Here is an 18,137-nt window from a genome sequence, read left to right as displayed (position 1 = left end):
GCGGGTTCTACTCATCAGCCAAGCGTCACGTCGACCGACGCCTGTTCACCATCGCGCACCACGGTGACGGACACGCTGTCGTCCGCCTGCGCGATCATGCGGCGCAGCTGCTCGACGCCGCGAATCACCTTGCCGTCGACGGCAACGATGATGTCGCCCGCCTGAATGCCTGCCTCGGCGGCCGGACCGGTGGCCTGCTGCACCACCACGCCGCCCGGCAGCTGCGCTTGCTGCAATTCGTCACGGCTCAGCGGGCGCACGGCGACGCCCAGACGCGGACGGTTTTGCTGCTGCGGTTGGGGCTGCTGTTCTTCGCGCGGCTCGGCCGACGCCAGGTCCGACGCTTGCTGCGCGCCCACCGTCACCGACAGCTTGTTTTCGCTGCCGTTGCGCCACACGCTGATCGTCGCTTTGCTGCCCGGCGACAGTTGCGCAACCTGACCCACCAATTCCCTGGTGTTATCGATATGCTTGCCGTTCACGCCGACGATCACGTCGCCCTGGCGCAGACCGGCTGCGTGCGCGGGACCATTCGGATCGACCGAGCCGACCAGTGCGCCGCCCGCGGAGTCGAGGCCGAGCGCCTTCGCCTTGTCGGCGCTGAGCGGTTGCACGGCCACGCCGATGCGGCCGCGAGTCACGTGACCAGTGCTCACGAGCTGGTCTTTCACATGCATCGCCGCATCGATCGGAATCGCGAACGACAGACCCTGGAAGCCGCCAGTGCGCGAGTAGATCATCGAGTTGATGCCGATCACTTCGCCATTCAGATTGAACAGCGGACCGCCCGAGTTGCCCGGATTGACCGGCACGTCGGTCTGGATGAACGGGATCGGGCTATCGTCGGACATCGAGCGCGATTTCGCGCTGATGATGCCCGAAGTCACCGTGCTGTCGAAGCCGTAGGGCGAGCCAATCGCTACGACCCATTCGCCGACCTTGCTGCTGTCCGGGTTGCCGATCTTCACGGTCGGCAGATTGTTCGCGTCGATCTTGACGACGGCGACGTCGGTGGTCTTGTCCTTGCCGATCACGCGGGCGCGGAATTCACGGCCGTCGGTGAGCTTCACGCTCACGCTGGTCGCGCCGTCGACGACGTGATTGTTGGTCAGAATGTACCCGTCCTGGCTGATGATGAAGCCCGAGCCGAGCGCTTCGCCGCCGCTCTTGCGTTGACCGTTCTCGTCGATCGACGCGGCTTCCTTGACGCCGATATGCACGACCGCCGGACCATAGCGCGTGACGATGCTGGAGAAGTCGGGCGCCGACGAGCGCGAGCCGACGATGTCGGACACCGCGTGCAGCGACGACGTCGAGCCCTGCGTGCTGCTCACGGATGCATCGGCACTGCGATGGCTCAGTGCATACGCGCCGCCAAAGGCGAGTACTACGCAAATCGCAGCGCTACCGCTCCAGTATTTTTTCGTGGTCATAGTCAAGGGAATATTGCCGAAAATTTCAAGTTGGATGCGTAATGTAGTGGTCTCCTCTTAAACAAGGCTTAAAGATGGTGCTCGATCAAAACAGGCGAAGAAGCCTTGATTTATGGGTTATTTGCGCGTCGTGCGCGCTTGTGGCCACCGTTGCGCGTGCATCTGTCGCGCGATGTGAGGATTGATTCACGAGTGGCTTATCGTGCCCGACCGGTGATTTCCCCAGGATTGACCTCGCCGAAATCGGTTCCGATAATAACCATATCGTGGACTTTATATCCACCATGTGGACATGAAGTTCTTTCAGCCACTTCGCGAGGAATTTCCCCATGCCAGAGGCCAATCAATCCGATTTGACGCCGTACCAGCTGCCGTTCCCGAAGGAAGCGCAAAAGGAAATCGTCGTGCCCTTCGCGATTCCGGCCGACGAACGCGTGTGGGTCCCGCAGGCCGAAAACGTGTCGTTCCGTCCGCTGTGTCTGAACGCGTCGCAGGGATACTGGATGAATCTGCTGCGCGTGCGCCGCTCGGGTGTGCTGAGCCGGCATCGTCATCCGCAGGCCGTGCATGGCATGGTGCTCAAGGGCCACTGGCGCTATCTCGAACATGATTGGGTCGCAACCGAAGGCAGCTACGTGTACGAGCCGCCGGGCGAAACGCATACCTTGTATGTGCCCGAGGACGTCGAGGAAATGATCACGTACTTCCAGGTCAACGGCGTGATGTTCTATTGCGATCCGTACGGCAACCACACCGGCTACGAAGACGTGTTCACGAAGATCGACATGTGCCGCAAGCACTACACGGCGGTCGGACTCGGCGAAGACTACGTCGATCAGTTCATCCGGTAAACAACGCAACGCGCTCAACGACTCTGCAATACCAGGCGTCGCAGCAACACCATCCCACCCAGCAGGACACATTGCGCAGGAGACAAGCATGCTTCAGAAGTCGCAACGTCTGAAACGTATCCAGGTAGTCGCCGTCGTCTTCCTGACGGTTGCGGGCATCGTCAATTATCTCGACCGCAGCACGCTGTCGATCGCGAATCACCTGGTCAGCGAGGAGTTGCATCTGTCCGCTTCGCAGATGGGGCTGCTGCTGTCCGCGTTCTCGTTGTCGTACGCGTTCGCTCAGTTGCCGGTCGGCGCACTGCTCGACCGTTTCGGCTCGCGCGTGATGCTCGGCCTCGGCATGCTCGTATGGTCGATCGCCCAGGTCGCGGGCGGCTTCATCCAGACGCTCAATCACTTCCTGAGCGCGCGGGTCGTGCTCGGCATCGCCGAGGCACCGCTCTTTCCGGCCGGCGCGAAAGTCGTCAGCGAATGGTTCTCGTTACGCGAGCGCGGCACGCCGATCGGCACCTTCATCTCGTCGTCCACCATCGCGCCGATGATCGCGCCGCCGCTGCTTACGGTGCTGATGCTGGCCTTCGGATGGCGAACGATGTTCGTCATCATGGGCGTGGTCGGCATAATCGTCGCGCTCGCGTGGTACGTCGTCTATCGTAATCGCAGCGAAATCGCGCTGACCGAAGCCGAAACCGCGCATTTGAACGAAGGCGCAACCGCCCAGGAAAACCCGCAGGGCCTCAGCTGGTCCGAATGGGGCGCGCTGTTCAAGCTGCGCAATACGTGGGGCATGATCTTCGGCTTCATGGGCGTGATCTACATGGTGTGGCTCTATCTGACCTGGCTGCCCGGCTATCTGGAGCGCGAGCGTCATTTGAGCATCGCGCACACCGGATGGCTTGTCGCGATTCCCTATGTGTTCGGCACGATCGGCATGGCGAGCAGCGGCGTGATCGCCGACTATCTGTTGAAGCGCGGCATGGCGCCGATCCGCAGCCGCAAGTGGCCGCTGTGCATCGGCCTCGTCGGCGCGGCCGCGTTCACGGTGCCGGCCGCCTACACGCCGAGCACGACGCTCGCGATCGTCTACGTGTCGCTCGCGATGCTGTTCGTGAACCTGTCGAGCGGCAGCGCATGGGCGCTCGTCAGCGTCGCCGCGCCGCGCCATCTGGTGGCGTCGCTCGGCAGCATGCAGAACTTCGGCGGCTATCTGGGCGGCTCGTTCGCGCCGGTGATCACCGGCATCGTCGTCGATCAGACGCATTCGTTCGTCAACGCGCTCCTGATCAGCGCGGCGGTTGCGTTCGCGGCGGCGCTCGTCTATCTGTTCGTCGTCAAGGAAGTCGCGCCCGCGCCGCTCGCGAGCTCAATCGAGACCCAACCCACCTGACGCGGCTTCTCACATGACATTCCAGAATCAGCTACTCGAAGGCAAGACCGCGCTCGTGACCGGCGGCTTGTCCGGCATCGGCGCGGCAATCGCCAACGCGCTCGCGCAACTCGGGGCGCACACGGTGGCCGCCGGTTTGCCGCTGCCCGAACGCGCACCCGATACGCTCGATCGCGAGATTCCGCGCGTCACGCTGGACGTGCGCTCGGCCGAGGCGGTAAGCGCAGCGGTTAACGCGTTCGAGCGTCTCGACATCGTGGTCAACTGCGCGGGCGTGATCAGCCGCGTCGAAGAACATCGGCTCGACGTGTTCGAACGCGTGATGGATATCAATCTGAATGGCACGATGCGGGTGTGCGCGGCCGCGCGCGACTTGCTGAAGGCATCGGCGGGCTGCATCGTGAACACGGCGTCGATGCTGAGTTTTTTCGGCGGCGGTCTCGTGCCCGCCTATAGCGCGAGCAAGGGCGCGGTGGCGCAGCTAACGAAGTCGCTCGCGATCGCGTATGCGGCCGACGGCATTCGCGTCAATGCGGTTGCGCCGGGCTGGATCGCAACGCCGCTCACGCAGGCGTTGCAGGACGACGCTGGCCGCTCGCAGGCAATTCTCGAGCGCACACCGCTGCGTCGCTGGGGCACGCCGGAAGAAGTCGCGCAGGTCGCGGTGTTCCTCTGCACGCCGGCGGCGTCGTTCATGACGGGCGCGATCGTTCCGGTCGATGGCGGATATCTCGTCGCGTGAGCGAGTCGTTGCGTGAAGCGGCGTCACCGTCGATTGGGGCCATCGATAAAGGCATAATTGCGTACCCCTGCCCTGCCTCTGTGTAATGTCCAGTTCCGCTTCCAAACCCTCTTCGCGCGCTGGCGCGGCCCGCCATGATGCCGTCCGGCACGCTGAAAACAAGACCGACTGCAAGGCCGTCGCCGGCGCCGCCGCGTTCTCGAAGTTCATCGCGGTGCTACAACTGATCGCCGATGCGCCAACTCCGCCCAACGTCGCGAAACTGAGCGCGGCGAGCGGCTATCCTCGCCCGACCGTGCATCGCATCGTCGCCGCATTGCAGGCCGAAGGGCTGATCATCGCGAGCGGCAGCGGCAACACCTTCGGCCTCGGACCGCGCCTGATCAATCTCGCGAGCCATAGCTGGGAGCGCTCGGACCTGCGGCTCGCGGCCGTCGATGCGTTGATGGCGTTGCGCGACCTCACGTCGGAGACGATCCACCTCGCGGTGCCGAGTCAGGGCGAGATGGTCTACATCGAAAAGCTCGAAAGCCCGCACGCGGTGCGCATGGCCTCGCGCATCGGCACGCGCGTGTCGCTGACGTCGAGCTCGGTCGGCAAGGCGTATCTGGCGACACTCACGTTGCCCGAGCGCGAGGCGCTCCTGAAGAACGCGCCACTCGCGCGTTTCACCGAGCACACGCTGACCGACCTCGACGCCGTGCGCCGCGAGATCGATGCGACCGCGCAACGCGGCTACGCGGAGGATCGCGAGGAGAACGAAGCATCGATCTACTGCTATGGCGCCGCGATTCTCGGCCCGGACGGCCGTGCAGCCGGCTGCGTGAGCATCAGCATGCCGACCTTCCGCCGTCGCGACGATGTGCAAGCTACTTACATCGAGCCGCTGCTTGCGGCATGCCGCACGATCGCGGCGCGGCTGGGCCCGGCGAGCGGCAGATAGCGGACGATAGTGCGGCCGCAGCCGTCGATAAACTGCTATTCTTGCTGTCGCGCGGCCGCTCTGGCCGCCCGCCGCGTGCAAGCGGCAGACCCCGACAAGCTCCCGGCGGCGCTCGCGCGCCCGCCTTCGCAAAGACAGGAATACGCATGTTCGGTTTTCTGCGCGGCTACTTTTCCAACGACCTCGCGATCGACCTCGGCACGTCGAACACGCTGATCTACATGCGCGGCAAGGGCATCGTTCTCGACGAGCCGTCGGTCGTGTCGATCCGCCAGGAAGGCGGGCCGAACGGCAAGAAGATCATCCTCGCCGTGGGCCGTGAAGCGAAGCAGATGCTCGGCAAGGTGCCGGGCAACATCGAGGCGATCCGGCCGATGAAAGACGGCGTGATCGCCGATTTCAACATCACCCAGCAGATGATCAAGCGCTTCATCCAGATGGCGCACGAGTCGCGGCTCTTTGCACCATCGCCGCGCATCATCATCTGCGTGCCATGCGGTTCGACCCAGGTCGAGCGTCGCGCGATCAAGGAGGCCGCGCATAGCGCGGGCGCCTCGCAGGTCTATCTGATCGAGGAACCGATGGCCGCCGCGACGGGCGCCGGCCTGCCGGTGTCGGATGCGACCGGCTCGATGGTCGTCGATATCGGCGGCGGCACCACCGAGGTCGGCGTGATCTCGTTAGGCGGCATCGTGTACAAGGGCTCGGTGCGCGTCGGCGGCGACAAGTTCGACGACGCCATCGTCAATTACATCCGCCGCAACTACGGCATGCTGATCGGCGAGCAGACCGCCGAGGCGATCAAGAAGGAAATCGGCTCCGCGTTTCCGGGCTCCGAGGTCATGGAGATGGAAGTCAAAGGCCGCAACATGTCCGAGGGCATTCCGCGCAGCTTCACGGTGTCGAGCAACGAAATTCTCGAAGCGCTGACCGATCCGCTGAATCAGATCGTATCGTCGGTGAAGATCGCACTGGAGCAGACGCCGCCGGAACTCGGCGCGGACATCGCCGAGCGCGGCATCACGCTCGCCGGCGGCGGCGCGCTGCTGCGCGATCTCGACCGTCTGCTGGCCGAGGAAACCGGCCTGCCGGTGTTCGTCGCCGAGGCGCCGCTGACCTGCGTCGTCCGCGGCTCGGGCATGGCGCTGGAGCGGATCGAGAAGTTCGGCAGCTCGTTTTCCTACGATTGATGTGCGTGCCAACCACTGAACGATGACGACCCTGCCCGCCTACGAGCCGCCCGTCGACGAAACCGAGTTGCTGTTGAAATGGATTCGCCGCGCGCGCGAATCGCAGATGAGCCATTACGACATGGCGGATCTACTGTCGGCGCGCGAGCGCCGCATGGGCTGGCTCGTAACCGCGCTGACCGCGTTCGTCGGCACGGCGGTGTTCGCGTCGTTGAGCGTGCCGCCGGTGTCGTTCGAGATGCGGATATTCGTTGGGCTCGTCAGCGTGACGGCGGCGATTTCCGCGGCGTTGCAAACGTTCCTGCGCTATGCGGAGCGTGCCGAGAAGCATCGCGCGGCCGGTGCGCGCTATGGCGCGGTGCGCCGGCGGCTCGAAGCGGTGTTTGCCGGCGACGCCGATGCGCGCGAAGCGCACTACCTCACCGGGATCCGTACCGAACTCGACCGTCTCGCAGAAGACTCGCCGAACGTGCCGCCGCGGATCTTCTATCGCACGCAGCGCACGTTGCTGGCGGACAGGCCGCGTCGGCGCGATGCGTGAAACGGGCGGCTTTGCGTTTCCGTTTCCGTCTGCAATTCAGATCACAAATCGTCCGCGCTGATACCCAGCTCGGCCGCCATGCGCCGCACGACGGCCTGCAGACGGCTGACTTCATCGGCGAGACGCTTCTGCTCGGCCTTCAGCGCCTCGAATGCGGACAGCGGCACGCTGTCGTCCTCGGCAACCGCCGACTGCGCGGCTTCGCTGATGCTGACCTCGCCGCACAACAGATGCATCCAGCGATTTTCGCGCTCGCCCGCCATGCGCGGCAGCCGGACGACGCGAGGCGGATCGTTCGCGGCCAGTTCGTCGAGAAACGCTTCGACCGACGAGATATCGGCGAAACCATGCAGACGCGCGCTGTTCAGGCGCAATTCGGCGGCCGTTTGCGGGCCGCGCAGCAGCAGCGTGGTCAACAGCGCGATCGACTGTCCCGGCAGTCCGAGCACGCGGTTCATGTTGTGCTCGAAGCGCGGCACGCGGCTGCTGCTGCCCTCGAACACGAGGCTCAGGCGTTTCAAGCCGTCGATGGCGGTCAGCACCTCGGCCTCGGTCGCGTTCATCACTGGCGCGCGGCCGGTCTTCTGATTGCAGCCGAGCGTCAGCGCGTTCAGCGATAGCGGATAACTGTCGGGTACTGTGTTCTGTTTTTCGACGAGCACACCGAGAACACGTCCTTCGAGCGCGGTCAGCGCGCGCAGCGAGGGTCGGGAAGGAGCGTCGGGAGTCGAATTCATGGGGATGCGAGGTCTCGTGGAAGATGCGCGCGCCGTTCGCGGCTGGACGGCGCGTTCTGTCAGGTGGCCACTATGATAAACGCGGCGCGGTTCACGCGGTGCGGGAATCTGCGCTGCCGGCGGCGTCGCGCGTCAGGCGGTCTTCGAATACTTGAAGGTGCCCTGCGCGCTCGCGATCAGCAGCTTGCCGTCCACCCACGCTTCGGCGCGCGAAAAGAAAATGGAGCGGCCCGACCGTTCGAGAAAGCCCTTCGCGGTGACCGTCGCGCCGAGCCCCTTGTCCAGATAGTTGGTGGTCAGCGACAGTGTGAAGCCGTGCCGCGCCGGTTGTCCCGGGTGCGCATACAGGCCCGCGTAGCCCGCGGCGGCATCGAGCAGCGTCGCGATCGCGCCGCCTTGCAGCACGCCCTGACGATTGAGTTTGCTCGCGTCGATCGGCATCAGCAGCTCAGCGTAGCCGTCGCGCCATTGCGTCAGACGCACGCCGAGCGATTCGAGAAACGGGTTGTCGATGGGAAAGTCGGACATGATTCGGGCGTGGGCTCGGTCGGAACGAACCGTGAGCATACCCTTGAAACGCGCGCGGCAGCGGCCAGGCGCGCACGCGGGCAAATTCCGCCGCATCTGCTAGTGTGAAGGGATGGACATTCTGTTTCGTGGAGACTCCATGCGCTCCGCTAGCTCGAAATCTGGCGAGCCTGCCCGCCTGACCGATGCGCAGATCGCCGCGGAAGCGGCACGCCGTCTCGCGTGGGACTCGGCCGTGCCGCCGCGCGCGGTGCGCGTGAAGGTCACGCGCGGGCGCATCACGCTGTCGGGTGAGCTTCAGCGCGAAGCACAGCGCATCGCGATGCTCGAAGACGTGACGCGGTTGTTCGGCGTCACCGGCATCGCGGACCGGACCGTCGTCAAATCGGCATAACGCGGTTCAAGCGGATCAGGCGCGTCAGCTCTAGCCCGCTAGCAGCAGTTCCCGGCAATGCCGCGCGATCTGCTTCTCCTCCTCGGTGTGCAGCACCCTCACCTTGCCCGCCGGATCGCCCTCGACGAGCCCAAGAAACGCAAGCCCGTCGCATACGCGCCGCCGAACCTCGGCGCTGTGCTCGCCGATCCCGCCGGTGAACACCAGCAGATCGATGCCGCCAAGCAGTGCCGCGTATCCGCCGATCGTCTTGCGCACTCCGGTCGCAAACGCATCGAGCGCGAGCGACGCGTGCGCATCGCCGGCCGCAGCGCTTTTTTGCAGCGCTTGCATGTCGCTTTCGCCGTCCGCGTAACCGGCCAGACCGCTCTGGCGATTGAGCAGCGTGTCCAGCGCATCGGCGTCGAGCCGTTCCGCGCGCATCAGATACAGCAGCACGCCCGGATCGAGGTCGCCGCTGCGCGTGCCCATCGGGATGCCGCCGGTCGGCGTCAGGCCCATCGTCGTATCGACCGAGCGGCCGTCGAGCAGCGCGCACAGGCTCGCACCGTTGCCGAGATGCGCGAACACCGCGCGCGACGGCAAAGCCGCGCCGAGTTGCTTGACCAGCGATTCGTACGACAGCCCGTGAAAGCCATAGCGGATCACGCCGGCGTCCGCATAACGGCGCGGCAGCGGGAGCCGCGCGGCGCGCGGCGGCAGCGTCGCATGAAACGCGGTGTCGAAGCACGCGTAATGCGTAGCGTCGCGGAAAATCTCCGTGGCTTCGTTGATCAACTCGAGTGCCGGCGGGATATGCAGTGGCGCGAAGTGCAGCGCGTCGAGCAACTGACGCCGCACGTCGTCGGTGATGCGCTGGTGCGTGCGCAGATGCGGGCCGCCATGCACGACGCGATGCCCCACCGCCGAGGGCCGCGCATGATGCTGCTGCACGAGCAGTTGCGAAAGCTGTTGCAGCGCCTCGGTCTGCGAGTCGAGCTTCTGGTCCTGCTGCAACAGCACGCGGCCATCGGCCGCCTTGATCCGCAGGCGGCCATCGGTGCGGCCGATGCCCTCGGCCGCGCCTTCGAGCAGCAGCGTTTCGTCGTCGGCCGAGGGTGCGAAAAGCCCGAACTTCAGCGACGAGGACCCGCTATTCAACACGAGGATCGTGCGTTCCTGATCGTGGTCGTGCATGGTGTCCCCCTCAGCCTTTCCACGTCCAGTTGCGGATTTCCTCCTTGTCGATCCCCTCCTCGTGCGCATACGCGAGATGCTCGATGATCTGCCCGCGCAGCCACTCCTTCGTATGATCGCCGACACCGCGCAGCGTCGGCACGCGATCGATCGCATCGATCGCCAGCGTGAAGCGGTCGACGCCGTTGATGATCGCGAGTTCGAGCGGGGTATTGATGTTGCCCCTCTCGTTGTAGCCATGCACGTGCATGTTGCCGTGGTTCTTGCGGTTGTACGTGAGCTTGTGTACGAGCGCCGCATACGCGTGGAAGTTGAAGATCACCGGCTTGTCGGTCGTGAACAGCGAATCGAAATCGCGGTCGGACAGTCCATGCGGATGCGCACGCTCGGGCATCAGGCGGAACAGATCGACCACGTTGACGAAGCGGATCTTCAGCGTCGGGCAGTGCTCCTTCAGGATCTGCACCGCGGCGAGCGCTTCCATCGTCGCGATGTCGCCCGCGCACGCCATCACGACGTCCGGCTCGGCGCCCTGATCGGTCGACGCCCAATCCCAGATGCCGATGCCCTTCGTGCAATGAATGACGGCCGCGTCCATGTCGAGATAATCCAGATGCGGCTGCTTGTCGGACACGATCACGTTGACGTAGTCGCGCGAGCGCAGGCAGTGGTCCCCAACGCTCAGCAGACAGTTCGCATCGGGCGGCAGATAGATGCGCACCACTTCCGGGCTCTTGTTCGTGACCACGTCGAGAAAACCGGGGTCCTGGTGCGTGAAACCGTTGTGATCCTGGCGCCACACGATCGACGTGATCAGCAGATTGAGCGATGGCACCGGCTGCCGCCAGCCGAGCTCGCGCTTGGATTTTTCGAGCCATTTCGCGTGCTGGTTGAACATCGAGTCGATCACGTGCACGAACGCTTCGTAGGTCGCGAAGAGCCCATGACGGCCGGTCAGGTTATAGCCTTCCAGCCAGCCTTCGAGCGTGTGCTCGCTGAGCATCTCCATCACGCGGCCGTCGGGCGACAGGTAGCCTCCGTCGGCGTCGCTCGGTTCGAGGGGATCGAGCCAGGTCTTGCCCGACACTTCATAAACCGCATGCAGCTTATTGCTCGACGTTTCATCGGGACCGAACAGCCGGAAGTTCGACATGTTCTTGCGCATCACGTCGCGCAGGAAGGTGCCGAGCACCGCGGTCGGCGACGTATACGCCGCCGCCGGTTTCTTTACGGCCACCGCGTAGTCGCGGAACGACGGCATGTCGAGCATCTTGCACAGCAGCCCGCCGTTCGCGTGCGGGTTCGCGCTGATGCGGCGCGCGCCTTCGGGCGCGAGCGCGCGCAGTTCTTCGACGAGCCGGCCGTTCGCATCGAACAGCGTTTCAGGCCCGTAGCTGCGCAGCCAATCCTCGACGACCTTCAGACTCTTGCGATTGGTCACCGCATCGGCCACCGGCACCTGATGCGAGCGCCACGAGCCTTCCACCTTGTGACCGTCCACTTCTTTCGGCCCGGTCCAGCCCTTCGGCGAGCGCAGCACGATCATCGGCCAGCGCGGCCGCGTGGTGTCGTTGTTCTGCCGCGCGTTCTGCTGGATCGCGCGAATTTCGCTGATGCATTGTTCGAGCGTCGCCGCCATCTGCTGATGCATCGTGTCGGGATCGTCGCCTTCGACGAAATATGGCTTGTGCCCGTAACCGACCATCAATGCTTCGAGCTCTTCACGCGGAATGCGCGCGAGCAGCGTCGGATTGGCGATCTTATAGCCGTTCAGATGCAGCACCGGCAGCACCGCGCCGTCGCGGATCGGATTCAGGAATTTGTTCGAATGCCACGAGGTGGCGAGCGGCCCGGTCTCCGCTTCGCCGTCGCCGATCATCACGGTGACGATCAGCTCAGGATTGTCGAACGCGGCGCCGTAGCCGTGCGACAGGCAGTAGCCGAGTTCGCCACCTTCGTGAATCGAGCCCGGCGTTTCGGGCGTGCAATGCGAACCGACGCCGCCCGGGAACGAGAATTGCCGGAAAAAGCGCCGCATGCCGTCTTCGTCCTCGCTGCGGTCCGGATAGACCTCCGAATAGGTGCCTTCCAGATAGCAGTGCGCGAGACTCGCCGGCGCGCCGTGACCGGGGCCGGACAGAAAGATCATGTCGAGATCGTGTTTGCGGATCAGCCGGTTCAGATGCACGAGCACGAAGCTCTGGCCGGCGTCGGAACCCCAGTGGCCAAGCAGCCGGTTCTTGATGTGCTCGGGCTTCAGCGGTTCTCGCAGCAGCGGGTTGTCGCGCAGATAGATCATGCCGACCGACAGGTAATTGCATGCGCGCCAGTAGCGATCGAGGTTGCGCAGCGTATCGGGGTCCAGAACTTGCGGTGGGGTGGGATGCGAGGTTGCTTCGGCCATGGCGTCACTCCTCGAAAAGAACTGTCAGGCTGGTTGGCGGATGATGCGGTGCAATCGAAACGAAGCCGGGGGGCACGGGTCGAATGTACTAAGCTGCTCAAACCGGGGGCGAATGATTTTCTACCCCTCGCAGTATCTCGCGCTGAATGTGGCATTCGTACTGCAATTGCCTTGCGCTGTCTGCTTTCTTTTCGTGATCCTCTGTCTCAGGTCAATGGCCGCCATGTCGAGATCTCCCAGTGCGCTCAAAGTGCTGAAGGTTCTGGTCCTTACGCTCGTGTTGACGTTCGTGGCGGTCGGAATACCGATAGGCGTATTCGGGCTGCTGGTCAAGCTGTTCAGCCACGCCTAGCACAGCGGCGCCGCTGTCGGCACGCGGACGCGAGCGCCGCGGAATGTGTATGCTCTTTGCAAGACCGGGCGTGACAATTGCGTCGCGCCGCTCATTCAACGCAAGGAGAGAGCCTTGGCCAACCGCAGCGACCACACCAACAACCCGGCGGCTTCGCAGCCCGATCCTGAATTGCAGGCGCTCGCCCGCGAAGTCTTCGACCTCGCGCGACGCGGCGATGCGACGATGCTCGCCGCCGTCATCGAAAAAGGCGTACCGCCGAATCTGCGCAACGAACGCGGCGACAGCCTGCTGATGCTCGCGAGCTACCACGGCCACGTCGACGCGGTGCGCACGCTGCTCGAACAGGGCGCCGATGCGAACCTGCGCAACGATGCAGGACAGACACCGATCGCGGGCGCCGCGTTCAAGGGCTTCGACAACGTGATCGAAACCTTGCTCGCGCATGGCGCCGACGTCGAAGGCGCATCGCCCGATGGCCGCACCGCGCTGATGATCGCCGCGATGTTCAACCGCACCGCAATCGTCGATCTGCTGCTCGCGCACGGCGCGGACCCCCATGCGCGCGACGCGAACGGCGTCAGCGCGGCCGATGCCGCTGCACGGATGGGCGCCGCCGATACCCAGGCGCGCCTGAAAGCGCTGGGCGCTTGATCTCGCGACTTCACCCGCGGCTTCACCCCTGAAGCGGTGCCCGCACATCGCGCGCGGCGCCGCCTAGTTGCCCTTCCCGCTACGCAACAGCGTCTCCACGTCGATCTCCGCCAACTCGCCGATTCGCCCGACGCTCACGTCCGCGGGCGGATTGTTCGCGATCTCCTTCGCATCGAACGCATAGTGTCCCTGGCGCGGAAACACGGTCGTCAGCTCCGTGCCCCATGCCTTCTTCATCGCGCCCAGAATCCGCAGCTTGTCGTCGACCATCACGTAATGGCGCGCCGGATAGCAATCCATCACCTGATCGAGCATCAACTCCTTGTGGATGTAGATCAGCACGCGCCCTTCGACTTCGTCCCACAGGCCCGAGCGCGAAATCTTGCGCGGCTGGAACACGACGTCGCCGTCCGACAGGATTACCGTCGGCCCGTACTTGCCCACATGCCGCAGCGCGTCGAGCGCACCCGGATAGAGCCGGTTCGCAAACGGATACTCGATCAGGAACGACGACATCAGCAGCAGGCGCGTGTCGCGCGGATGCTCGGTCCGGTAGCGCTGCAGCGCGCCGAGGTAGTCGGCGTAGCCGAGTTCGGTGCGCAGGTTCTCGAAGATTTCCCAATAGCGCGCACTGTTCTCTTCGCCGAACTGCCCCATCATGTGCGCGCGCAGATCCTGCAGCACGTGATCGTTGTCGAGTAGCGTGTTATCGCAATCGAATAGAAATACGACGTCGTGCGGCGTGGCGGAAGTGACTGGCATCGCGGTTCCTCTTGGCAGGTTCGTGGATCGCCTCGGCTACTTCAGCCCGCCGTCCGGCGCGACGGGTTTTTCCGCATGGCCGCCGAAATCGTGCCGCATCGCCGACAGCACGCGGTTCGCGAAATCGGCTTCTCCGCGCGAACTGAAGCGCGCGAACAGCGCCGCGCTGAGCACCGGCGTCGGCACGCCTTCGTCGATCGCCGCGGCGACGGTCCAGCGCCCCTCGCCCGAATCCGATACGCGGCCCGCGTAGCTTTTCAGCTCGGTGTCGCTGGCGAGGGAGCCGGCGATCAGGTCGAGCAGCCACGAGCCGATCACGCTGCCGCGCCGCCACACTTCCGCGATGTCCGCGAGATTCAGATCGTACTGATACTGCTGGGGGTGGCGCAGCGGCGACGTCTCCGCATCGGCTTCGCGCGCGTGGCGGCCGGCGTCGGCGTGGCGCAGCACGTTCAGACCCTCCGCGTAGGCGGCCATCAGCCCGTACTCGATGCCGTTATGAACCATCTTGACGAAATGCCCCGCGCCTTGCGGTCCGCAATGCAGAAAACCCTGCTCGGCGGTGCTCGCGCCCGCCACGCGGCCCGGTGTCGCGCTCTCAGTGCCGACGCCGGGCGCCAGCGCCGAGAAGACCGGTTCGAGCCGTTTCACGACCTCGGCCTCGCCGCCGATCATCAGGCAGTAGCCGCGCTCGCGCCCCGCCACGCCGCCGCTCGTGCCGACGTCCACGTAGTGAAGCTGGTACGCGCTGAGTTGCTGGCCGCGGCGGATGTCGTCGTGATAGTAGGAGTTGCCGCCGTCGATCACGATGTCGCCCGGTTCGAGCAGCGGCACCAGCTTGTCGAGCGTCGCGTCGACCACCGCGGCGGGCACCATCAGCCACACGGCGCGCGGCCTGGCGAGCTTCGCGACGAGGTCTTCGAGCGAGCTGGCGCCGGCCACGCCTTCCTGCTTCAGCCTGTCGACGGCCGCCGGCTGCACGTCGTACACGATGCATTGCTGAGCACCGCTGGTCAGGCGCCGCACCATGTCGGCGCCCATCCGTCCCAATCCAATCATGCCTAGCTGCATAGCTCGCTCCGAAAGATGCTGCGTTGCGCTGTCCGATTTTCTGGTCGCCGTGTTGCGGCGGCGTGGTTGCCCTTAAGCATAGGCGCTGTGTCGCGAGGTGCGCCGAATGGGTCGAAACAAGCCGCACTTTTTTGCGGAAGTGCGGCGCGGGTCAAAGTTCCGCGCGGCTGGAGGCGTGCCGCATCCGCACGAAGGCGGATGCGGCGGTGTCGCGCGTCATTCGCTGCGCTCGGGCAGGCGCGTGCCGCGGCGCGCGGCCAGCTTCGCGTATTGCTCGGCCGCGAAGCGCTTCACCGCGCGCCACATCACCGGATAGCGATAGCCGGGCACCGCGAACAGCACGAGCGCGCACAGGCCCAGCAGTCCGCAAAACAGGAACGTGCCGCGATAGCTGAACGCCTGCACGAGCAGCCCGGACAGCACGCCCGACAGGATCGAGCCGACCCGCGCCGCATTGAAGAACAGCGCGGTCGCGCGCCCGGGCGAATGCGGCATCAGATCCTGCACGTAGGTCATGCCGAGGCAGGAGGTCACGGCGACCACAAACGCGTTCAGCATCTGCATCGGGATCAGCACGCTGACGTTGCCGGCGAGCGACATCGCGACGAAGTACACCGCATGCACGGCCGCGCACGCGGCAAGCCAGTTCGGCTTGTGCAGCGACGACGACTTCGCGCCGAGCGCGAGCATCATCGGGATCTCGGTCAGCGCGCCGAGACCGAGCATCACCGACACGTCGAGATGCGTGCCGTTCAGCCCGTGCACGATGTAGAGCGGCAGCACGATCATCGTCGCGTTCGCGGCGATCAGCGTCATGAATACGCCGAGCCGGAACGGCGTCATGCCGGCGCGTTCGATGCCGAACAGAGACAGATACGGTGCGGTGAAGGACATCGCCACACCGAGCATCAGGGTGGCGGCAGCGAGCGGCTTGAAGCCAGGAATGCGAAGCAGGTCGAAAAAACGCGCAGTTTTCAACACGGGGACGGAGGGTCAGGTGGAGCGGGCCTCGCTGCGCTTCGATGCGCTCGACGGCACGATGGGCGTCGCGGGCTCGGGGCCAAAACGACCGGGGCATTATCGACCCGGAGCGCGGCTCGCGTAAACCCGCGCACGGCCGTCCCAAATGTGGAATGCGCGCGCATGTGCGTAGTGCTGCGCGCGCCGTGCCGCGCCGATGCGTGCGGTTAGCGGCAAGCTGCCGGCACGCTCGCCGCTATTTGCCCTCAGTTGCGCGCATTTGCTGCGCCTGCGCCTTGTAGTCGTAGGTCGGATAGAACTCGGTGTGATAGCCGCCCCACGCGGTCGATTCGATCGCACGGTTCACTTCGCGCAACCGGCTCGCGGGCACGCGCAGCGTCACGACCTGTCCGATGCCCATCATCACGTACCACGACACGACTTCGATGCCGGGCGGCGGAAAGGTCTTGAAGAAGCCCTGCTCGCGCAGTTGATCGTTGATCTTCGGCAGCGGCTTCGATTCGTCGTGGCGCAGGAAGATCGTCAGCAGGAAGGTGTCGTCGGCGGGAGCGGACACCGGTGTGGCGGGGGTGGCGGCGAGCGTAGCGGGGGGCGCCGTGTCGGCGGCGTGGGCGAGCGGCGCGATGGCCAACATTCCCAACGACACGGCGAGGCCAGCGACTGTCGATGCAATGAGCATGAAACGCCTCCATCACGGATTGAACTCAGCTTCGATCACACGTCCGCGCAGCAATCCCCGCTCCAGCGTGAACGCATCACACGACGACGTAGCCGCGCTGTTCGAGCGTCCAGCGATGCCAACGGTTGCCATACGCGCCGCACGCGAACGCGAACAGGATCGACAGCACGAAGCCGATCAGGTCGGCCGTCTCGCCCCACAGACCGATGCCGAGCAGAATCACGTTGATGCCCAGCATCACGAACGCGGCGAACCACATTCTTTTCGACAGCGCCCAGATGAAGCCGAGCAGGCACGCGCCCCAGCTGAAGCCGGTCGCGACCGCGATTGCGTCCTTGTGCTGCGGATGTTGCAGATAGATTCGGGCGTTCATGTTTTGCGAGGTTCCGTGCGATGACGCGGCGCGTCGATCGGTCGAGCACGTGCGCACCGCTTTTTAACATGCCGCGGCGACATCACGCGCATCGGCTGCATACGGCCGCTGCGCTGACGATCCGCAGCATAGCTGCTACCCTTGGCAGATCAAGATCAAGAGCGGAGCACGCATGACCTCCTCGACAGCTTATTCCCCGAAAGCCCCTTCCCGCGCCGAGCTCGACTCGCTGCCCGGCGCCACCGTCGTCGAATTCGGCACCGACTGGTGCGGCTATTGCCAGAGCGCGCAGGCCTCGATCCGGCAGGCGCTCGCGCCGCACGCGGGCCTGCGGCATCTGAAGATCGAGGACGGTCCCGGCCGCCCGCTCGGCCGCTCGTTCAAGGTCAAGCTGTGGCCGACGCTCGTGCTGATGCGCGACGGCGCCGAGGTCGCGCGCGTGGTGCGGCCGCGCAGCGCCGAGGACATCGAGGACGCGTTCGCGTCGCTCTGAGATTCGTTCCATCATGCGCCAGGTCATCCATCATCTGCGTGTCCAGGCCCGTGGCCGCGGCCTGGTCGAATTTACCGACGACGCGCGCCGCTTCGTCGACGATACGGACATCCGTACCGGTCTCTTGACGGTGTTTTGCCGGCACACGTCGGCATCGCTGCTGATTCAGGAGAACGCCGATCCATCGGTGCGGCGCGATCTGCAGCGCTACTTCGAGAGCCTCGCGCCCGAGGACGACACGCGCTACGAGCACGACACCGAAGGCCCCGACGATATGCCCGCGCATCTGCGCACGGCACTCACGCAGGTGCAGCTATCGGTGCCCGTCGAGCATGGAAGAATGGTGCTCGGCACATGGCAGGGGCTCTATCTGTTCGAACATCGGCGTCAGCCACAGCCGCGCGATATCGTGTTGCATCTGCTCGGCGAATAAAGTCCGCTTT

Annotated in this window: 21 protein-coding genes; 11 read left to right on the top strand and 10 right to left on the bottom strand. The window is 64.9% G+C overall.

Features of this window, described 5'->3' with window-relative positions; translation table 11 throughout:
- Positions 1–14: 14 nt before the first annotated feature.
- Positions 15–1,433: a Do family serine endopeptidase gene (locus AB4Y34_RS27185; protein WP_176381470.1), complete on the bottom strand. Its 1,419-nt coding sequence runs from the start codon at positions 1,431–1,433 to the stop codon at positions 15–17.
- Between the two features lie 329 nt (positions 1,434–1,762).
- Between AB4Y34_RS27185 and AB4Y34_RS27180 the strand changes: the two genes are divergently transcribed.
- The 6 genes from AB4Y34_RS27180 to AB4Y34_RS27155 all read left to right on the top strand — a co-directional run bounded on the left by AB4Y34_RS27180 (position 1,763) and on the right by AB4Y34_RS27155 (position 7,090).
- Positions 1,763–2,284, top strand: coding sequence for a 2,4'-dihydroxyacetophenone dioxygenase family protein (locus AB4Y34_RS27180; protein WP_176381472.1), 522 nt, complete (start codon positions 1,763–1,765; stop codon positions 2,282–2,284).
- A gap of 88 nt (positions 2,285–2,372) precedes the next feature.
- A complete protein-coding gene (locus AB4Y34_RS27175; RefSeq protein ID WP_368717765.1) occupies positions 2,373–3,674 on the top strand; it encodes an MFS transporter in 1,302 nt (433 codons plus the stop codon).
- A gap of 13 nt (positions 3,675–3,687) precedes the next feature.
- Positions 3,688–4,416, top strand: coding sequence for an SDR family NAD(P)-dependent oxidoreductase (locus AB4Y34_RS27170; RefSeq protein ID WP_176381477.1), 729 nt, complete (start codon positions 3,688–3,690; stop codon positions 4,414–4,416).
- 85 nt (positions 4,417–4,501) lie between these two features.
- Positions 4,502–5,359, top strand: coding sequence for an IclR family transcriptional regulator (locus AB4Y34_RS27165; protein ID WP_176381479.1), 858 nt, complete (start codon positions 4,502–4,504; stop codon positions 5,357–5,359).
- Between the two features lie 146 nt (positions 5,360–5,505).
- Entirely contained in the window at positions 5,506–6,549 is a 1,044-nt protein-coding gene (locus tag AB4Y34_RS27160; RefSeq protein ID WP_013091688.1) for a rod shape-determining protein, read from the top strand.
- 22 nt (positions 6,550–6,571) lie between these two features.
- The gene (locus AB4Y34_RS27155) at positions 6,572–7,090 is read left to right on the top strand and encodes an SLATT domain-containing protein (RefSeq protein WP_176105924.1); all 519 of its coding nucleotides are present in this window, start codon (positions 6,572–6,574) and stop codon (positions 7,088–7,090) included.
- Positions 7,091–7,131: 41 nt separating this feature from the next.
- Here the strand turns inward: AB4Y34_RS27155 and AB4Y34_RS27150 are convergent, their stop codons facing one another.
- Together AB4Y34_RS27150 and AB4Y34_RS27145 are read right to left on the bottom strand one after the other, a co-directional pair.
- Complete coding sequence (locus tag AB4Y34_RS27150) at positions 7,132–7,827, bottom strand: YceH family protein (protein WP_176125735.1); 696 nt, start codon at positions 7,825–7,827, stop codon at positions 7,132–7,134.
- 132 nt (positions 7,828–7,959) lie between these two features.
- Positions 7,960–8,355: a PaaI family thioesterase gene (locus tag AB4Y34_RS27145; RefSeq protein WP_368717764.1), complete on the bottom strand. Its 396-nt coding sequence runs from the start codon at positions 8,353–8,355 to the stop codon at positions 7,960–7,962.
- Between the two features lie 139 nt (positions 8,356–8,494).
- Here AB4Y34_RS27145 and AB4Y34_RS27140 point away from each other — a divergent pair, with 139 nt between their 5' ends.
- Positions 8,495–8,749, top strand: coding sequence for a BON domain-containing protein (locus AB4Y34_RS27140; RefSeq protein WP_176381482.1), 255 nt, complete (start codon positions 8,495–8,497; stop codon positions 8,747–8,749).
- 30 nt (positions 8,750–8,779) lie between these two features.
- Here the strand turns inward: AB4Y34_RS27140 and AB4Y34_RS27135 are convergent, their stop codons facing one another.
- On the bottom strand, positions 8,780–9,925 hold the full coding sequence (locus AB4Y34_RS27135; protein ID WP_368717763.1) for an acetate/propionate family kinase: 1,146 nt from the start codon (positions 9,923–9,925) through the stop codon (positions 8,780–8,782).
- A gap of 10 nt (positions 9,926–9,935) precedes the next feature.
- The gene (locus AB4Y34_RS27130) at positions 9,936–12,329 is read right to left on the bottom strand and encodes a phosphoketolase (protein ID WP_176381486.1); all 2,394 of its coding nucleotides are present in this window, start codon (positions 12,327–12,329) and stop codon (positions 9,936–9,938) included.
- Between the two features lie 223 nt (positions 12,330–12,552).
- On the opposite strand from AB4Y34_RS27130, the gene AB4Y34_RS27125 reads away from it, so the two are divergent.
- Both AB4Y34_RS27125 and AB4Y34_RS27120 read left to right on the top strand, forming a co-directional pair.
- Entirely contained in the window at positions 12,553–12,681 is a 129-nt protein-coding gene (locus tag AB4Y34_RS27125; protein ID WP_255208912.1) for a hypothetical protein, read from the top strand.
- 114 nt (positions 12,682–12,795) lie between these two features.
- Positions 12,796–13,335: an ankyrin repeat domain-containing protein gene (locus tag AB4Y34_RS27120; protein ID WP_368717762.1), complete on the top strand. Its 540-nt coding sequence runs from the start codon at positions 12,796–12,798 to the stop codon at positions 13,333–13,335.
- A gap of 63 nt (positions 13,336–13,398) precedes the next feature.
- On the opposite strand, the gene AB4Y34_RS27115 is transcribed toward AB4Y34_RS27120, so the two are convergent.
- The 5 genes from AB4Y34_RS27115 to AB4Y34_RS27095 all read right to left on the bottom strand — a co-directional run bounded on the left by AB4Y34_RS27115 (position 13,399) and on the right by AB4Y34_RS27095 (position 17,201).
- A complete protein-coding gene (locus tag AB4Y34_RS27115) occupies positions 13,399–14,097 on the bottom strand; it encodes an HAD family hydrolase (RefSeq protein ID WP_176125729.1) in 699 nt (232 codons plus the stop codon).
- A 36-nt stretch (positions 14,098–14,133) separates the two neighbouring features.
- Entirely contained in the window at positions 14,134–15,168 is a 1,035-nt protein-coding gene (gene gnd, locus AB4Y34_RS27110) for a phosphogluconate dehydrogenase (NAD(+)-dependent, decarboxylating) (protein WP_368717761.1), read from the bottom strand.
- A gap of 216 nt (positions 15,169–15,384) precedes the next feature.
- Positions 15,385–16,149 carry an MFS transporter gene (locus AB4Y34_RS27105; protein ID WP_368717760.1) on the bottom strand — a complete coding sequence of 255 codons (765 nt, stop codon included), beginning with the start codon at positions 16,147–16,149 and terminating at the stop codon, positions 15,385–15,387.
- Positions 16,150–16,384: 235 nt separating this feature from the next.
- Positions 16,385–16,828, bottom strand: a complete 444-nt coding sequence (locus AB4Y34_RS27100) for a hypothetical protein (protein ID WP_176381495.1) — start codon at positions 16,826–16,828, stop codon at positions 16,385–16,387.
- Between the two features lie 76 nt (positions 16,829–16,904).
- Entirely contained in the window at positions 16,905–17,201 is a 297-nt protein-coding gene (locus AB4Y34_RS27095) for a DUF2628 domain-containing protein (RefSeq protein WP_176381497.1), read from the bottom strand.
- 172 nt (positions 17,202–17,373) lie between these two features.
- Here AB4Y34_RS27095 and AB4Y34_RS27090 point away from each other — a divergent pair, with 172 nt between their 5' ends.
- Positions 17,374–17,694, top strand: a complete 321-nt coding sequence (locus AB4Y34_RS27090; RefSeq protein WP_368717759.1) for a thioredoxin family protein — start codon at positions 17,374–17,376, stop codon at positions 17,692–17,694.
- A gap of 13 nt (positions 17,695–17,707) precedes the next feature.
- On the top strand, positions 17,708–18,127 hold the full coding sequence (locus AB4Y34_RS27085; protein WP_176125723.1) for a secondary thiamine-phosphate synthase enzyme YjbQ: 420 nt from the start codon (positions 17,708–17,710) through the stop codon (positions 18,125–18,127).
- Positions 18,128–18,137: the final 10 nt, after the last annotated feature.

Origin of the sequence: Paraburkholderia sp. BR10954, assembly GCF_040965775.1 — a bacterium.
In the GTDB taxonomy this organism is placed as follows: domain Bacteria; phylum Pseudomonadota; class Gammaproteobacteria; order Burkholderiales; family Burkholderiaceae; genus Paraburkholderia; species Paraburkholderia youngii.
Note: the sequence above shows the minus strand (reverse complement) of the source record. Positions and strands in the feature narration are given on the sequence as shown.

Coding starts and splice junctions, on each gene's coding strand:
- AB4Y34_RS27085 (WP_176125723.1), top strand. CDS start 17,708: ATGCGCCAGGTCATCCATCATCTGCGTGTCCAGGCCCGTGGCCGCGGC.
- AB4Y34_RS27185 (WP_176381470.1), bottom strand. CDS start 1,433: ATGACCACGAAAAAATACTGGAGCGGTAGCGCTGCGATTTGCGTAGTA.
- AB4Y34_RS27140 (WP_176381482.1), top strand. CDS start 8,495: ATGCGCTCCGCTAGCTCGAAATCTGGCGAGCCTGCCCGCCTGACCGAT.
- AB4Y34_RS27150 (WP_176125735.1), bottom strand. CDS start 7,827: ATGAATTCGACTCCCGACGCTCCTTCCCGACCCTCGCTGCGCGCGCTG.
- AB4Y34_RS27125 (WP_255208912.1), top strand. CDS start 12,553: ATGTCGAGATCTCCCAGTGCGCTCAAAGTGCTGAAGGTTCTGGTCCTT.
- AB4Y34_RS27115 (WP_176125729.1), bottom strand. CDS start 14,097: ATGCCAGTCACTTCCGCCACGCCGCACGACGTCGTATTTCTATTCGAT.
- AB4Y34_RS27170 (WP_176381477.1), top strand. CDS start 3,688: ATGACATTCCAGAATCAGCTACTCGAAGGCAAGACCGCGCTCGTGACC.
- AB4Y34_RS27145 (WP_368717764.1), bottom strand. CDS start 8,355: ATGTCCGACTTTCCCATCGACAACCCGTTTCTCGAATCGCTCGGCGTG.
- AB4Y34_RS27155 (WP_176105924.1), top strand. CDS start 6,572: ATGACGACCCTGCCCGCCTACGAGCCGCCCGTCGACGAAACCGAGTTG.
- gnd (WP_368717761.1), bottom strand. CDS start 15,168: ATGCAGCTAGGCATGATTGGATTGGGACGGATGGGCGCCGACATGGTG.
- AB4Y34_RS27100 (WP_176381495.1), bottom strand. CDS start 16,828: ATGCTCATTGCATCGACAGTCGCTGGCCTCGCCGTGTCGTTGGGAATG.
- AB4Y34_RS27160 (WP_013091688.1), top strand. CDS start 5,506: ATGTTCGGTTTTCTGCGCGGCTACTTTTCCAACGACCTCGCGATCGAC.
- AB4Y34_RS27090 (WP_368717759.1), top strand. CDS start 17,374: ATGACCTCCTCGACAGCTTATTCCCCGAAAGCCCCTTCCCGCGCCGAG.
- AB4Y34_RS27165 (WP_176381479.1), top strand. CDS start 4,502: ATGTCCAGTTCCGCTTCCAAACCCTCTTCGCGCGCTGGCGCGGCCCGC.
- AB4Y34_RS27135 (WP_368717763.1), bottom strand. CDS start 9,925: ATGCACGACCACGATCAGGAACGCACGATCCTCGTGTTGAATAGCGGG.
- AB4Y34_RS27180 (WP_176381472.1), top strand. CDS start 1,763: ATGCCAGAGGCCAATCAATCCGATTTGACGCCGTACCAGCTGCCGTTC.
- AB4Y34_RS27175 (WP_368717765.1), top strand. CDS start 2,373: ATGCTTCAGAAGTCGCAACGTCTGAAACGTATCCAGGTAGTCGCCGTC.
- AB4Y34_RS27130 (WP_176381486.1), bottom strand. CDS start 12,329: ATGGCCGAAGCAACCTCGCATCCCACCCCACCGCAAGTTCTGGACCCC.
- AB4Y34_RS27095 (WP_176381497.1), bottom strand. CDS start 17,201: ATGAACGCCCGAATCTATCTGCAACATCCGCAGCACAAGGACGCAATC.